Raw genomic sequence first — 15,213 nt, 5'->3', positions numbered from 1 at the left:
AAGGCGTAGGACAAAATGCCGATTGTCCCGCGCCTTTTTTGGTATAAACGGACGAACTGTCGGAGGGGGTTGCTGTAGATGTCCGCTGCTGTCTTTCATATGTATAAAAAACAACAATACAGCTATAATTTTTTGTATATGTTGAAACACAGAGCCTGTTATAATACAGTCATCAAAAGAAAAGGGGGTTCCTGTTAATGAAAAGGAAAAATATTATGAGGATTTTAAGTCTGGCAACTGCATTTATGCTGGCCGGATGCGGAGGAGGAAACGGGAAAGACACTGCCGAAAAGACCGGGGATAGTAAAGGGGCAGCCTCTGAAAGCCAGGCAGCAGGCGAGAGTGAAGGGGAGGTGAAAATCCCCATAATTATCACAACGGGTGCAAATGACGCTATGGATATTCAGATGAAAGAGGTGGTAGAAGATTTTAACCGGGAATACAAAGGAAAATATCAGATGGAGGTGGAATATTTGGCTGGTGCTTCAGATGATTACCGCTCAAAACTGAAAATGCTGAATGCCTCTAACTCACTTCCGGCGCTGATCCAGGTCGGTCCGGAACCTGCCTTTTATGATTTGCTTGTGGAAAATGACAGGCTGGTGGATGTGGCACCTTATCTGGAAGCAGACCCGGAATGGAAGGGCCAGCTGATGCCTCAGGGGATTGAAGCGTTTACCAGAGAAGACGGTAAAATGTATCTGATTCCCAGTGCCGGCCTTCAGCTTTCAGGTTTTTACTATAATAAGGAGTTATTTGAGCAGGCGGGTATTGAGACATTCCCTGAGACCTGGGATGATTTCTGGAAGGCATGCGATAAGTTAAAAGAGGCGGGCATACCGGCACTGTCCCTCCACACAACGGAGACAGCCTGGTGTCCGATGCTTCTTGCCACTGCTTATCTGGGAGGAACAGAGGAAGGACAGAAGTTTATGGCACAGCAGTTCCCAGATGATTTTGACACCCCGGAATTTAAAGAGGCAGTGGAAGTTCTGAAAAAGCAGTTTGATTACACCACATCCGACGCAGTAGGCGGAACCTATGCCCTGGCTGCCAATAATTTCTTCAGCGGTAATACAGCTATGATAGCCAATGGTCCCTGGATGATGTCAAGCCTTACGGACCCGGATTATGCCTCCGAGGGATTCGCAGATAAAGTAGGCTATGCAAAGTACCCCGGGGATGTGATGATCGGTTCTATGGAGCAGTCAAGCTGGTGTATTACTACAGATCACGGACAGGATGTCATTGACGGTGCTGTTGAATTTATGAAATTTTATACAAAACCTGTATACAGTACCAAGAGAGCGGTTGAGGCAGGGGAACTGTCTTCTGTAGTGGATTTCCCACAGGACGAATATGACAAGATGATTCCCCCTATGAAAAATTGTGTGGATGCCTCCTCAGATGTGAGTATTGTGCTGCCGAGTTACCAGACAAAGTGGGATCCTGTTTCTCAGAACGATGTATTCGGAAGGGAAATTCCCAATCTGGTGTCAGGAAGTATCACGGTGGATGAGTTTATCCAGATGATGAATGAAGGAGCCGCACAGTATAAACAAGATATAGAATAGGCAGAGGGTGATTGGGATGAAACAGAAAAACAAAGTCTGGATTGTTATTTTTTTGGCTCCTACACTGGTGATGTTTGCTTTGGTTTATCTTGGGCCAATGGTTCTGGCTCTGGTGTCCAGCTTTACCAAATGGGACGGGATGCAGAGTATGCGTTTCATCGGTCTGGAGAACTATATCAAGATTTTCAGGGATTCTGTATTTCATGCGGCCCTTTGGCATACCCTGTTCTGGGCATTGCTGGCTGTGGCGGTGCATGTTCCTTTCGGTGTGTTAGTGGCGCTGGTGCTGAAAAGAAAGAGGAGAGGCTGGAGATTTACCAGATCCGTATTCATGCTTCCCAACATAATCTCCAGGTCCGCACTGGCGCTGATGTTTGTATTTATCTATAAGCCGGATATGGGAATCCTGAATATGCTGTTAAAAAGTGTAGGACTGGAACATCTGACCAGAAACTGGCTGGTGGATTCCCAAACAGCATTTTTAAGTGTTACCAATATCTGGCTCTGGTATGCGGCAGTTATCACCCTGATCGTCCTGGCGGAACTCAGCTCTATTTCTTCGGAAATAGAGGACGCCGCCAGGATTGACGGGGCAACGGCAAGGCAGGTAGACTGTTTTATATATCTACCGCTGCTCAGAAGAGCAATTGGAACAGGAGCTATTGTGGCGGTCACATCGGTGTTCAAGGAATTTGAGTCCATCTATATGACTACAAACGGAGGTCCCGGAGATTCCAGTATGACCATATCTGTCATGATGGTGAACAAGATTATTCAGAGTAATCAGTACGGCTATGCCAATACACTTGGAATACTCCTTCTGGTCCTGGGTATCCTTGTTATGTTGTTCTGCAACAAACTGTTTCGTATGGACAGTGTAGATTGAGAGGTGGAGAGGTATGAAAGTAAAAAAACAGACAGGACAGCGGGTATTTGATTACTTTATTATGGGGATCGTGATCATCATTTCCCTGTTTCCTTTTTTATGGGTGCTGCTGTCTTCCTTTAAGACAAACAGTCAGATCCTTTCCTCCAGCTTTTCTCTGCCGACTTCATTTTATACAGACGGATACAGGATCGCATTGGAGAAGGTGGACATTATCTCACGGTTTTTCACCTCCCTGTTTGTGGCCGGGATCAGTACGGTGCTGGCAGTGGTGCTTTACTCCATGGCAGGATATGTGCTGGCGAGAACCGATTTTAAAGGGAAGAAGATAATCTTTATGCTGCTGATCTCTTCCATGCTGATTCCCTCCAATGCCATGGTGCAGCCGGTTTATTTTGTTATCAATAAGCTTGGGCTGTACGATACGAAGGCAGGACTTATCCTTATTTATACCGGATTCGGCATGGCGCTCAGCCTGTTCCTGATGAAGAACTTTTTCATGTCAGTTCCCAAGGAACTGGAGGAGGCGGCTTATATGGATGGGGCGGGATTCTTAAAAACATTTACCAAGATTATGCTGCCCCTTAGTAAATCTGCCATGGCAAGCTCCGCGATCCTTACCTTTATTTTTTCATGGAATGAATTTATGTATGCCATGCTGCTTACTTCCAGTGAAAAGAACAGGACACTTCCGCTGACGATCAAGTATTTTACATCTACGTTCAGCTTCAATTATTCCTCAATGTTTGCGGCGCTCGTGATGTGTATCCTGCCCACAGTGATTGTCTATGTGATTCTGCAGGAGCAGATTGCAGAGAGTATGGTGGCAGGTTCCGTCAAGGGATGAGAGCATGTCGAAGCGTACAGCCGGGGACGGAGTGAACGGTAACTGTTATTGTGAAAGAGAGGGAAATTCTTATGGATTATGAGATCATAGACGCGCCGGAGTATCTGGAACGGCTTATTATCTATGAAATTGCAACAAAAAGCTTTACTTCACCGAATGGTCCGGAGTCGGGCACCTTTGCTTCCATGGAAGAGAAGCTGCCGTATCTGGAGGAGCTGGGGATTAATGCTGTCTGGCTTACCGGCCATCAGCTCTGCGACAAAAGCCATTTTTATAATATCTGGACAGAATATGCGTGTATCCGTCCGGACTGCATCGACCCGAGTCTGGGGACAGAGGCGGAGTTCAGGCATTTCGTAGAGAGTGCCCATAGCCGCGGAATCAAAATTTTTCTGGATGTAATAACCCATGGCGTCATGGAGGACAGCCCGCTTGTAAAAGAACGCCCTGACTGGTTTCTGGGAGGTTCCTGGGGGATGCGTGATTTTGACTGGTACGGCGGACACGCAGATTTGGATGCATGGTGGGTGGATACATGGCTGTGGTACATAAAGGAATTCGGGATTGACGGATACCGGCTGGATGTTGCCCATTATCGGAATGATCTCTGGGCTTTGATCCGCAGAAAAGCGGCTGATATGGGAAAGAAAATAGTGATCATTGCAGAGACAGGGCCTGCGATTCCCGGTGTGACAGATATCCTGCAACACGGGGAAGCTGTAAGCCACAATCATGGCCTGAACCATTCTTTCAGAATGCTGCACGACGCAGCAGGCTACTGCAGGGACAGGCAGATAAGGGCCAATGAGCGCTGGGAAGTGAAGATTTTTTATGAAGACGGAACCATACAGGACAGCAGGGACAGCTCCTGGTTCGGAAAGAGCAAAGTGCCGGAAGTGATCTTTGAGGGGGATGTCACAGAGAAAATTGTGTGCGCAGACGGCTGTGCATCCTATCGTATCCAGAAGGGCAGGCTGCGTGTGGAGAACATCCACGATGAAAAGCGTATTCAAAACATTCAGGTGATAAATAAGGCCGGTCAGGTCTGGAACAGCAGTCGGGAAGGTGTTCTGGAAGTGGACTACACAGTGGAGTATACAAAAGCCAAAAATAAACTGACGGTATATTTTCCATACAGGATTCAGGACGGACAATTTTTATCTGTTCAGCTTAGCTGTCACGATGACGGATGGGTCGGTTTTCCGGAGGAGGAGAGCCCGTATGCGGCAAAGGGAAGCCGCTATCTGGCCGGATACACAACACTTCTGGCCCCGGCGATTCCGGTGTTCATGTCCGGGGAGGAGTTTAATGCAGACTACCGTCCCCTGCCGCAGCTCGCTCCCGGCTTATATGGTGAGGGAGAACCGGGAAAAGGCCGCTGGCTGTACGGAAGCTGGATAGACTGGGAACAGTTGAAGAATCCGGAAAAAGCAGCAATGCTGGAAGATATGAAGCGTATCATACAGATCCGCAGAGCACATCCCCATCTCATACGGCCCGGGAAAATGGGGGAGAAAACAGACCGTTTCTGCCCTGTGGATTACGACGCGGAGGAGATACTGCCCATTCCTTATTGTTACAGGGAGGAAAATGAAGTGCTTTTGATCGCCGCCAACCCTGACGAGGAGAAAGATGTATGGATCAGGCTGGATCTGTCACAGATACTGCAGCCGGAAAGCCGCTGCCGGGTATCGATTCTGTTCGGAGAAGCGCAGGGGGATGAGGCAGAATTTGTGGAAAACGGGATAAATCTGTCTGAACATAAATGGCTCATCAGGAGAGACAAAACCAGTAGGGGCGGACTTCTGGTGCTGAAAATAGAAGAGATACGGAAAGGACAGGAATAATCCATATGAAAGAATATATGAATTCATATGAAAGGTGTCTGGCTGCCATTCAGTTTCAGGACGTGGATAGAATGCCCACAGACCTGCATAATTTTCTGATGTGCGCAGAAGAGTCAGGCATGGATTTTGGAGAGTTTGTGCTGGATGACAGTATAATGGCCCGAATGCAGATAAGTATGTGGGAAGAGTTCGGACACGATATGCTTCTGGTTGAAAATGGGACAGCAGCGCTTGCGCAGGCCCTTGGCTGCGGCGTGATTTACAGGAAAAAAGGGGCACCGGTGGCGCATACCACAGCAATAAAGCGTTTGGAAGATGTGAGGAATCTGGAGATGCCGGATAATTTCTGGGAAAGTCCGCTTCTGAAAGCTCAGCTTCTGACTGTGGAGCGGCTGGTGCAGCATTTCGGCAGGGAGGTGTTTCTGATCGGGCGCGGGGACCAGGGCCCCTTCAGCCTGGCTTCCCAGCTCTACGGCATGGACCGGCTGCTGGAGGATCTGATGGATGAGGACGCGGAGGAGGACATCCGCAGACTGCTGGATTTTTGTACCCGGGCGTGTATTGCCTACCATGAGAGACTGCTCCTGCTGGGGGTTCCCATGACTTCCATGGGTGACAGCACCGCAGGGCCGGATGTGATCTCACCCGCCATGTATGAAACTTTTGCCATGCCTTATGAAAAACAGGTGATAGAAGCGGTCCACAGAAAAGGCGGCCTGATTTCCCTTCACATCTGCGGCAACGCCACAAAGATCATAGATAAGATGTGCAGTCTGGGGGCGGATGTGCTGGAGATAGACCAGAAAACAGACCTGGAGGCAGCAGTCAGAGAGGCAGAAGGAAAGTGTGCACTGCTTGGTCAGATAAATCCCGTACTGCTTTCAGGCGGTACGCAGCAGGAAGTGAAAGCAGCGGCGGAGAGGATTCTTGGGATCACCGGAGGAAAGAACGCCACCGGGTTTATACTGGGGCCGGGATGCGCGCTGGGAGGGGATACGCCGAAAGAGAATATACATGCAATGCTTGGCAGTGTAAAATAAAAACAGTTTTTTACGGACATCTGACAAAAGAAAAAGCAGGTTTCCGGCATCCGGACTTCTAAATCTGCCGGGGATGAAGTGGGTGTATATATGTGCAGAATCTGCGGATAGAGGCATAGTCCTGACGGATAACGACGATTGGGAGAACCGAATACGGATGAGAAAGTTTATGGAGCCGGGCGGCTATATCGCCCGGCTCCCTATTTTCGTATTTAGCTCTTGACAAAATGTAATGAATACGTTACAGTAAAAATGTAATCAACAGGTTACATTTTGTAAGGAGGTAATACCTTGATAAAGAATCGGATCAAGGTTTTGAGAGCAGAGCGCGACTGGACCCAGGCTGATTTGGCTGACAGAGTGGGAATCTCGCGGCAGGCGGTCATATCCATAGAGAAGTATAAATATACGCCGTCCCTGGAACTGGCTTTCAAAATCGCAGAGGTTTTTCAGGTTTCCATCAATGAAGTTTTTGAGTATAAGGGGGAGTGATACAATGAATGACCAGATAATTATCCTGCTTTTTCTTTTGATCGGCACAGCGGCGACACTGTTTCTCTATATCTGGAAGGCGAAGAAACATATGGAGTACAGAGGCGATGAGCGCTGGGAGGCAGTACAGAACAAAGCGAACCGCACTGCCAATTGTTCCCACTATATTCTGCTCTTATTATTGGCGGTCGTGGATATGGTGACGCTCCATTCCCATGTGCAGATGACCTTTACGCTGAACCGGGTCATGACTATCGCTGTACTGTATGTGGCTTTCCGTAATATTCTGGAATTGTCTGCACTTTTATATTACGACAGGCAGCTGTGATGGCAGGGGCAGAAGCCGGATGTGATGGCCCGGGCTGCTTTGCCGAAGACGTATGAACCGTAATGTGTGCGATTTTTTGCAATATTTATCTACATGCTGTCGCAAATACGCATGTTTAGGATAGCAAGCGGGAATCCTCAGCTATTCAATTGCCGAGATGAAAGCGTCAAAATGTGCATTTCTGCACGAAACAATAGTGGCTGTATCCAGCCTATAAAAAAAGAACAGACATTCGACAATATATTGCTTTGCTTATTGAAATAGTGTATACTATATGCATGAAAGAAAATCTGATACATGCAAGAACCTGCGTATATAATATCAACTACCATGTGATGCGGTTGGTAAAGCCTCGCAGGAAGATTATCACAGAAGACATGGAGCAGACGATGAAAAAAGGGCTGTGGAGATCGCTGATGAGAAGGGCTTCACAGTCCATTTATTCCCGCGAGCAACGAGCCAAGTAGCCATGCTTGCATGGATATTTGGCGACTGCCGCGAGGGTCAAATACCCCGTTGCTTGCAGCGGGGTATTTGATTTGAAGCTGGAGAAAGAGACCATATCCATTGTTTGTTTCTGCACCACCTAAGATCTCGATCTCATATATTGTAAAGATGCTGAAGGGTATTATTGGAAGATATACTTTCCAATAATATCCGGAACTCCGTAAATATTTATGGAAGGGAGAATTGTGGGATCATTCCTATTATGTGGAAACAATAGGAAACGTTTCGGAGGAAAACATCCGCAGATATATTGAAAAACAAACGAAGTCTTACTGACAGGAAAGGGGAATGCATATGCTCTTGTCGAGAAGAGAAGTATTTTTACCAACAGAAGAACAGAAGATCATTTTGGGACATATGGGATATGCAGCATTTAAACTCTGGAATGTGGCAAATTATGAAAAAAGGAATTACAAAGAGATTGGAATGACCAGATATCCGAACTGGTATGACCAGAAGAAACGGTTAAAAGAAAATTTCTTTTATAAAAATCTTCCATCACAGACGGCACAGGATGTGCTCCAACAATTGGAAGAGGCGTGGAAAAGCTTTTTTGTATTGCTGAGGAGCAAAGGGGTGGAGAATCCGAGACCGCCGCGTTTCCGAAAAGAGAAGATGGATATTACTTTTTTGAAAGATGCGATCCGGCAGGAAGAAGGAAAGATCCGGCTGACCATTCCAAAACAGTTAAAAACTTATCTGAAGAGCCAGGGTGTGGATGCTGATCATCTTTATCTGAAAACAAAGCGGTTTTCAGACATTCAGATCAAAGAAATTCAGATCAAGTTTGATGAAAAAAGATATACAGCAATAGCAGTATATGAAGAGACAGATGTTCCGATGCAGGAAGATAATGGACATTATTTGGGGATTGACATGGGACTGAAAAATACGCTGGCCTGCTATGACAGTGCAGGGAAGACATTTCTGTTAAACGGATTATTGAATACTACACATTATTTTGATAAAGAGATTGCCAGATATCAGGGGATCAGTGACCGTCAGCAGTCATGCTGTGGGATTAAGTACCCGAAAAAAACGAAAAAGGTACGTTCCCTATATCGAAAGAAGAAAAATAAAGTTTCTGATCTTATCCATAAAACAACCAGATATGTCGCTGAGTATTGTCAGGCAGAGCATATCACAACGGTTGTGATTGGAGATATGAAGGGGATACGTAAGGGAAAGGATCTTGGAAGGATCAATCAGCAGCTTCATTCCTTTCCGTATGAAAAGATCCTCCAGAAACTGGAGTATAAGCTGAAACGGTACGGAATAAGGATGATCCGGCAGAAAGAAAATTACAGCAGTCAGTGCAGTCCGAAAAGTGATAAAGTGGGAAAAGCGTTTGCACAAAGTCAGAATCGAAAATATCGGGGATTATATATAGACGAGCCGGATATTTATAATGCAGACTGCGTGGGGGCATATAATATCCTGCGTCTGTATCTGCAAAAAAATAAACTTCCATTTCCGGAAGCGGCCGGACTGAACTGTCCGCAGAAAGTATTTGTGTAAGTCCGAAAGGACTAGCAATATTGGGCACATGGACTGCCCATTATGGTAGCACCGAAGGTGCGGCATATAGATGCTCGGTAATTCAATTGCTGAGTAGTTCACTGATATAATAATACATGGTTTTCGTCCGGCGGATGGGGAAGTGTCCGTCCGGCGTTATTTAAAGTACGGAAGGAATAGGAGAACAGCATGCTTGTAGTAATGAAATTCGGCGGCAGCTCAGTGGCGGATCTGGATAAAATCAGAAATGTGGCAGAGCGCTGTATAAAGAAATGGAAAGAGGGAAACCAGGTGGTAGTGGTCCTCTCTGCAATGGGAAAGACCACGGACCGCCTGCTTGCCCAGGCAGGAGAGATCAGCAGTATGCCCTCCAGACGGGAGATGGATATGCTTCTTGCCACAGGGGAGCAGGTGTCTGTATCTCTCATGGCTATGACAATGATTCAGATGGGAGTGACAGCCATTTCCCTGAACGCGTGGCAGGTACCCATGCATACCACCTCTGCGTATCAGAACGCGAAGCTGAAAAGAATCGACTCCGAGAGGATCACAAAAGAGCTGGATTCAAACAAGATCGTTGTGGTGACCGGGTTCCAGGGCATCAACAAATACGACGATGTGACCACCCTGGGAAGAGGCGGTTCGGATACCACAGCCGTGGCTCTTGCGGCAGCGCTGAATGCGGATTTGTGTGAGATCTATACGGACGTGGACGGCGTATATACGGCTGACCCACGCATTGTGCCAAAGGCCAGAAAGATGCCGGAGGTGACGTATGAGGAAATGCTGGAATTTGCGTCTCTGGGAGCCAAAGTGCTGCACAGCCGCTGTGTGGAGATGGCAAGGCGGTACGATGTAAACCTGGTGGTGAGATCCAGTATGAGCGAAGAGGAAGGAACAGTTGTAAAGGAGACCACAAAGATGGAGAAAATGCTGATAAGCGGCGTAGCCGTCGACAAGAATATAGCGAAGATTGCAGTTTCAGGTATGAAGGACAACCCGGAGAGCACATTTAAGCTTCTGAACCTGATGGCAAAAAACGGGGTGAACATTGATGTCATGATCCAGTCCCTGGAAAAGGACGGCACCAAGACCCTGACCTTTACCGTGGCAAGGCCGGATATGATGATGACTCTGGACCTTCTCAAGAAATACAGCGACGTGATCGGAAATGCCAATGTGAGCTGTGAGGAGGATGTGGCAAAGGTCTCCGTGGTAGGCGCAGGCGTCAGCTCCAACCCCGGAGTGGCCGCAAAAATGTTCGAGGCACTTTCAAACGCGGGGATCAATACCGATATGGTGACCACTTCTGAGATCCGTATAACAGCGGTGATAAAGGAATCCGAGGCGGAGACGGCAATGAGAGCCGTGCATGACAGGTTCGCATCTGAATGGGATTGATAAGAAGAATTGTCCTTTGTTTTGGGTATTGTGCAATTGTGCATCTATGTGCTATACTGTACTAAAATGAAATTTAGTATGGAAAGGCGGAATTTACGTGGCAAAAAAAGTGACGATCAGCATGGTGGCTGAACGGGCAGGTGTCTCCAGGGGAACTGTGGACCGTGTACTCAACGGCCGGCCCCATGTAAAACCTGATGTATATGAGAGAGTGGTTCTGGCTATGAGGGCGCTTAACTATATTCCGCCCAGTGAAGAACAGGCAGCGGTTCTGGGACTGACACCGCCGTCTCCGGGCCCCTGCAGGCTTGGCGTTGTGCTTCCCAACTGGCAGGGATATTTTAAGAGGGAGATCATGCGGGGCATACAGGATGCACAGGCGCTGTTGGATGCGTATTCTGTGGAGGTTATCGTGGAGGAATGTGAAACCGATATACCGGATGAGAGCATTGAGCGTATGGACAGCCTGTTGAGGCAGCAGGTGCAGGGAATCGCCATGTGTGCCAAAGACCACATTTCCATAGTGGAGAAAATAGATGAGCTGTACCGGCAGGGCATTCCTGTGGTCACTTTTAATTCTGATATATCGAACAGCAGGCGGCTCTGTTTCATCGGTCAGGACCTGCTGCAGGGAGGCCGTGTTGCAGGGGAATTGATGGTAAAATATCTGCGGCCGGAAGACTATCTGCTGATCTGCGTGGGAAATTCAGAGTTTAATGCGCACCGTATGAGAATGCAGGGCTTTTGTCAGCGCATACATGAGAGTCGTTTTGCCAGCAGCCACATTGAAATTATAGAGACCTATAATGACTATGCACTGACTTACCAGAAGGTAAAGGCTGTACTGGAAAGGATTCCAAAAATCAAAGGGATATATATGGCGAACCACAGTGTTTCAGGTTGTGTGGAGGCGATTCGTGCCGTTGGGCGCCAGGGAGAAATTCGGGTCATCAGCCATGATCTGACAGACGAGACTAAACGGCTGCTGCAAAAAGGAGAAATCGACTTTACAATAGCACAGGATATATACCGTCAGGGGTATCGGCCCCTTTTTGTACTGCGTGAATATATACAGCAGAACATGGAACCGAGACCAGATAAAGACCAGCCGGCTATTGAGATTATCTGTGCGGAAAATTTGAAGGGTAGACCATAATCATATACGCAGAAATATTGCGTCTGAGAAATATTGTGCTTCATAATAAAGGAAAATGGGAGCAGGCTGACAGCCTGTTCCTTTTTTTGTTATGCAATCGGCAGAATGGGCTGCGCACAAAGGAGATATGTACACTAGTGTTGTGCGATTTTTGTGAAATGTGCATTTTTGCATCAAAAACAGTCTGCTTTTTGGAACTATTATATGATTATGCAGTATGGAAAATATGAAAACTGCCGTTTTGTACAGAGATACAGCAAAAACTGTTGACTCTGACGGCAGAAAATGGTATAAATAAATTGTGCACAGCGGCACAATAACAAAATTGGCACAATAAAAGCACAAAAATAACAGCGCAACAAATACAGAGCAGGAGGAAGGATATGTTTAACAATGTGAAACTGGGCATTGCCCCTATAGGCTGGACAAATGATGATATGCCGCAGCTTGGAGGAGAACTGACGTTTGAACAGATGATTTCAGAAGCTGCACTTGCCGGTTTTCAGGGCACAGAGGTGGGGGGAAAGTTTCCGACTGATCCCACAGAACTGAACAGAGCCCTTGATCTGCGGGGGATAAAAACAGCGTCCCAGTGGTTTTCAAGTTTTCTCTGTTCGACACCTTATGAAGAAAACGAAGCAGCATTCATCAAACAGCTTGATTTTTTGGAAGCTGCAGGGGCGGCCCGCATCAATGTCTGTGAACTGACACGCTGTCTGTTTGCAGAGAATTGTTCCATGTTTGGCAGCAGTAAACCGTCGGCGGATGAGAAAGAGTGGGAGAAGCTATGTACCGGCCTGAACAGACTCGGAAAAATTGCAACAGAGCGTGGATTTAAACTCTGCTACCATCATCACATGGCAACAGTGGTGCAGACCTTTGAGGAGACAAAACGTCTTATGGAAGATACAGATCCGCGTTATGTTTACCTATGTTTTGATACGGGCCACTTTACCTTTTCAAAAGAGGACCCGGTCAGAGCAGCAAGGGAATTCGGGCCGCGGATCGGTCATGTACATTTAAAGGACATAAGACCTGATAAAATGGCGCAGGCATACAAGGAAGGTTTTCCGTTCCGAAAGGCAGTGCTGGAAGGGTGTTTCACCATACCGGGTGATGGATGCGTAGACTTTCCCGGCGTATTCGGAGAACTGCAGAAGGCTCATTACGAGGGCTGGTTTATTGTGGAGGCGGAGCAGGACCCGGCAAAAGCAAATCCCTTTGCCTGTGCGAAAAGCGCAAGGGAATACATACGAATCCATGCGGGAATTTAAGTAAATCTAAAAAAATACGGCTGATTGCCGATTGGGGTGGTAAGAGATGAATAAGACAAAAGTCCAGGACGGACGTTTAAGTTTGGGAGAGAAGCTTTCTTACAGCATGGGTGAGGTCGCAACATGTGCAATGTTCGCGCTGTTCACCACACTGCTGGTGTTTTTCTACACAGATGTGGTTGGGGTATCTCCGGCGACAGTGGGAATGATCATTGCAATATCGCAGGTATTTAATGGCGCATCCGATATGGCGGCAGGGTTTCTTGTGGACAGGACAAGATCAAAATACGGACGGGTCCGTGTTTGGCTGCTGCGAATGGCAGTTCCTTATACTATTGCCTCTGTGCTGCTGATGACAGTGCCGCAGATTGGAGCATTTGCCCAGGCGGTTTACATATTCTTTACCTATAATTTAATGCTGACTGTTGTGTATACCATGACTCAGCTTCCCTATGCCACGCTGGTGACTTACCTTACACGTAACCAGGATGAAAGAGCGCGGACCAATATTATCCGTATGACAATTTCTCCCATGGCTAACATGGCTATGACCTTGGGGTTTCTTCCCCTGGTTGACCTGCTGGGTGGCGGACAGGCAGCCTGGGTCAAGGCTACTTCCATCTATGGAATTGCATGCAGCCTGCTGCTTCTGTGGTGTTTCTTTTTTACAAAAGAGAGAGTACAGGTAGTGGATGACTCCAACGGGGAAAAAGTGCCGCTGAAGACAGCGGTGACGGTGCTGTTCAAAAATAAGTATTTTATATTGGCATTCCTTTTCTTCTTTGCCCTTGCGTTTTACCAGACAGTTTCCGGTACCATGCTGACCTATTACTGTAAGAATTTTCTGGGAACAGAGAATCTGATGGGTGTCATTAACTTCGCGTGTCAGATCATGATGATCGCTGTGACACCTCTTGTGGGACTGCTGATTCACAAGATGACAAAGCGCAACTGGTGTATTTTCGGTGCTGTGTGTATTATCGCAGGTGCGCTGGTAGTGCCTCTCGGCCCCACGAGCGTACCGGTGGTCTTTGCGGGAACTCTGCTTCGCGGTGCAGGTTTGGCCTGTGAATACGCCATGATGTACACTATGGTTGCGGATGTGGTGGAATACGGACAGTGGAAAACGGGAATACGAACCCCTTCAGCCATTCAAAGTGCAGTGACATCAGGGCAGAAGTTTGGCCAGGGTATCTGCTCGGCTGCCATTGGGGCTGTCATGAGCTGGTCAGGATATAATGGTGTCGCCGCGGCCGGACAGCAGTCCCAGAAGGCCCTGGACACGGTATATAACCTTTTCGTCTACGGTATGATAGGCACAGCGGTATTTGTCATTGTGATCCTGCTGTTTTACCATTTGGATAAAGAATATCCTGTCATAATGAAAGAGCTTCTGGAGCGGGAAATGGAAAATGAGAGAATGGAAGCTGACAGGGAATCATCAGAATCTGTGGAACGGGAACTGGGTCAGGCGGTAAGCACTGTCTGATCAAAGATTATAGATACATAAAAAGAAGGGAGATATTTATAGTATGAGTTTAGCAAAATGTGCATGTATTGACACGCTGTATACCGAACTGCCTTGGCTGGAACGTTTCCAGGCGGCAAAGAATGACGGATTTGAGGCTGTGGAGTTCTGGGACTGGCGTATCAGGAATCTTGAGGAAACACGGGAAGCAGCCCAAAAGGCCGGAATTGTGATCTCGGGCTTCAATGGAGATGCGGATTATTCTCTGATAGACCCCACACATAAGACTGCTTATCTGGATTACCTCAGACAGTCCATCGAGGCTGCAAAAAAAGTGGGGGCCGTAAGTGTGACGATCCACTCCAACGCACTGGGGGAAGGGGGCGTCGTTGTAAACCACTATGAGAATCTGTCTCACACGGTCAAACTGTGTTCCATGTATGATACGCTTCTGGAATGCGCAGCGATCGCGGAGGAGGAAGAAATAAATCTCAACCTGGAAGCACTCAATATAACAACAGATCATGTGGGAAATTTTCTTACGACCACACAGATGGGGGCGGAGATATGCAGGCTGATCGGTTCACCGCGTTTGAAAATACTTTATGACGTATATCACATGCAGTTAAACGAAGGAAGTCTCTGCGACAACATCAGCAGATACTATGACCAGTTCGGGCATATCCATATCGCCGATGCACCGGGGCGCCACGAACCCGGCACAGGGGAGATCCAATATAAAAAGGTCATCCGTCATTTGGAAGACTGCGGCTATACCGGAAGGATAGGATATGAACTGTTCCCGGCAAACGGTACACAGGATGCAGTGAAAGCGATTATGGAAAATGTATAACAACGGGTTATTAAAACCCGAT

The 15,213-nt window shown here is 47.3% G+C and carries 14 protein-coding genes; all 14 read left to right on the top strand.

The features are described from left to right. The first annotated feature begins 197 nt into the window (after positions 1 to 197). The 14 genes from LC508_RS09790 (at position 198) to LC508_RS09725 (ending at position 15,191) form a co-directional block, all read left to right on the top strand. Positions 198 to 1,574, top strand: coding sequence for an ABC transporter substrate-binding protein (locus tag LC508_RS09790; RefSeq protein ID WP_103731983.1), 1,377 nt, complete (start codon positions 198 to 200; stop codon positions 1,572 to 1,574). 16 nt (positions 1,575 to 1,590) lie between these two features. Beyond that, positions 1,591 to 2,460 (top strand): carbohydrate ABC transporter permease, encoded by an 870-nt coding sequence (locus LC508_RS09785; protein WP_054352730.1) that lies wholly within the window; start codon positions 1,591 to 1,593, stop codon positions 2,458 to 2,460. A gap of 13 nt (positions 2,461 to 2,473) precedes the next feature. Further along, positions 2,474 to 3,307, top strand: coding sequence for a carbohydrate ABC transporter permease (locus tag LC508_RS09780; RefSeq protein WP_033141892.1), 834 nt, complete (start codon positions 2,474 to 2,476; stop codon positions 3,305 to 3,307). A 71-nt stretch (positions 3,308 to 3,378) separates the two neighbouring features. After that, a complete protein-coding gene (locus LC508_RS09775) occupies positions 3,379 to 5,154 on the top strand; it encodes an alpha-amylase family glycosyl hydrolase (RefSeq protein ID WP_103731984.1) in 1,776 nt (591 codons plus the stop codon). 5 nt (positions 5,155 to 5,159) lie between these two features. Further along, entirely contained in the window at positions 5,160 to 6,194 is a 1,035-nt protein-coding gene (locus LC508_RS09770) for a uroporphyrinogen decarboxylase family protein (RefSeq protein WP_103731985.1), read from the top strand. A 291-nt stretch (positions 6,195 to 6,485) separates the two neighbouring features. Then, positions 6,486 to 6,686: a helix-turn-helix transcriptional regulator gene (locus LC508_RS09765; RefSeq protein WP_033141895.1), complete on the top strand. Its 201-nt coding sequence runs from the start codon at positions 6,486 to 6,488 to the stop codon at positions 6,684 to 6,686. A 4-nt stretch (positions 6,687 to 6,690) separates the two neighbouring features. Beyond that, complete coding sequence (locus tag LC508_RS09760; protein WP_054352735.1) at positions 6,691 to 7,014, top strand: hypothetical protein; 324 nt, start codon at positions 6,691 to 6,693, stop codon at positions 7,012 to 7,014. Positions 7,015 to 7,704: 690 nt separating this feature from the next. Then, positions 7,705 to 7,797 (top strand): transposase, encoded by a 93-nt coding sequence (locus LC508_RS28565; RefSeq protein WP_118593885.1) that lies wholly within the window; start codon positions 7,705 to 7,707, stop codon positions 7,795 to 7,797. 18 nt (positions 7,798 to 7,815) lie between these two features. Beyond that, the gene (locus LC508_RS09750; RefSeq protein ID WP_054352798.1) at positions 7,816 to 9,039 is read left to right on the top strand and encodes an RNA-guided endonuclease InsQ/TnpB family protein; all 1,224 of its coding nucleotides are present in this window, start codon (positions 7,816 to 7,818) and stop codon (positions 9,037 to 9,039) included. Positions 9,040 to 9,228: 189 nt separating this feature from the next. Next, the gene (locus tag LC508_RS09745; protein ID WP_033141897.1) at positions 9,229 to 10,440 is read left to right on the top strand and encodes an aspartate kinase; all 1,212 of its coding nucleotides are present in this window, start codon (positions 9,229 to 9,231) and stop codon (positions 10,438 to 10,440) included. Positions 10,441 to 10,537: 97 nt separating this feature from the next. Continuing rightward, positions 10,538 to 11,596, top strand: coding sequence for a LacI family DNA-binding transcriptional regulator (locus tag LC508_RS09740; protein WP_225305355.1), 1,059 nt, complete (start codon positions 10,538 to 10,540; stop codon positions 11,594 to 11,596). Between the two features lie 383 nt (positions 11,597 to 11,979). Next, positions 11,980 to 12,870, top strand: a complete 891-nt coding sequence (iolE, locus tag LC508_RS09735) for a myo-inosose-2 dehydratase (RefSeq protein ID WP_103731573.1) — start codon at positions 11,980 to 11,982, stop codon at positions 12,868 to 12,870. A 46-nt stretch (positions 12,871 to 12,916) separates the two neighbouring features. Continuing rightward, positions 12,917 to 14,359 carry an MFS transporter gene (locus LC508_RS09730; protein ID WP_103731574.1) on the top strand — a complete coding sequence of 481 codons (1,443 nt, stop codon included), beginning with the start codon at positions 12,917 to 12,919 and terminating at the stop codon, positions 14,357 to 14,359. Between the two features lie 43 nt (positions 14,360 to 14,402). Then, entirely contained in the window at positions 14,403 to 15,191 is a 789-nt protein-coding gene (locus tag LC508_RS09725; protein WP_103731575.1) for a TIM barrel protein, read from the top strand. Positions 15,192 to 15,213 lie beyond the last annotated feature (22 nt).

Source organism: Blautia parvula, from assembly GCF_020215665.1.
GTDB classification, from domain to species: domain Bacteria; phylum Bacillota; class Clostridia; order Lachnospirales; family Lachnospiraceae; genus Blautia; species Blautia celeris.
The sequence above is the reverse complement of the archived record's forward strand: the minus strand, read 5'-3'. Positions and strand labels throughout refer to the sequence as shown.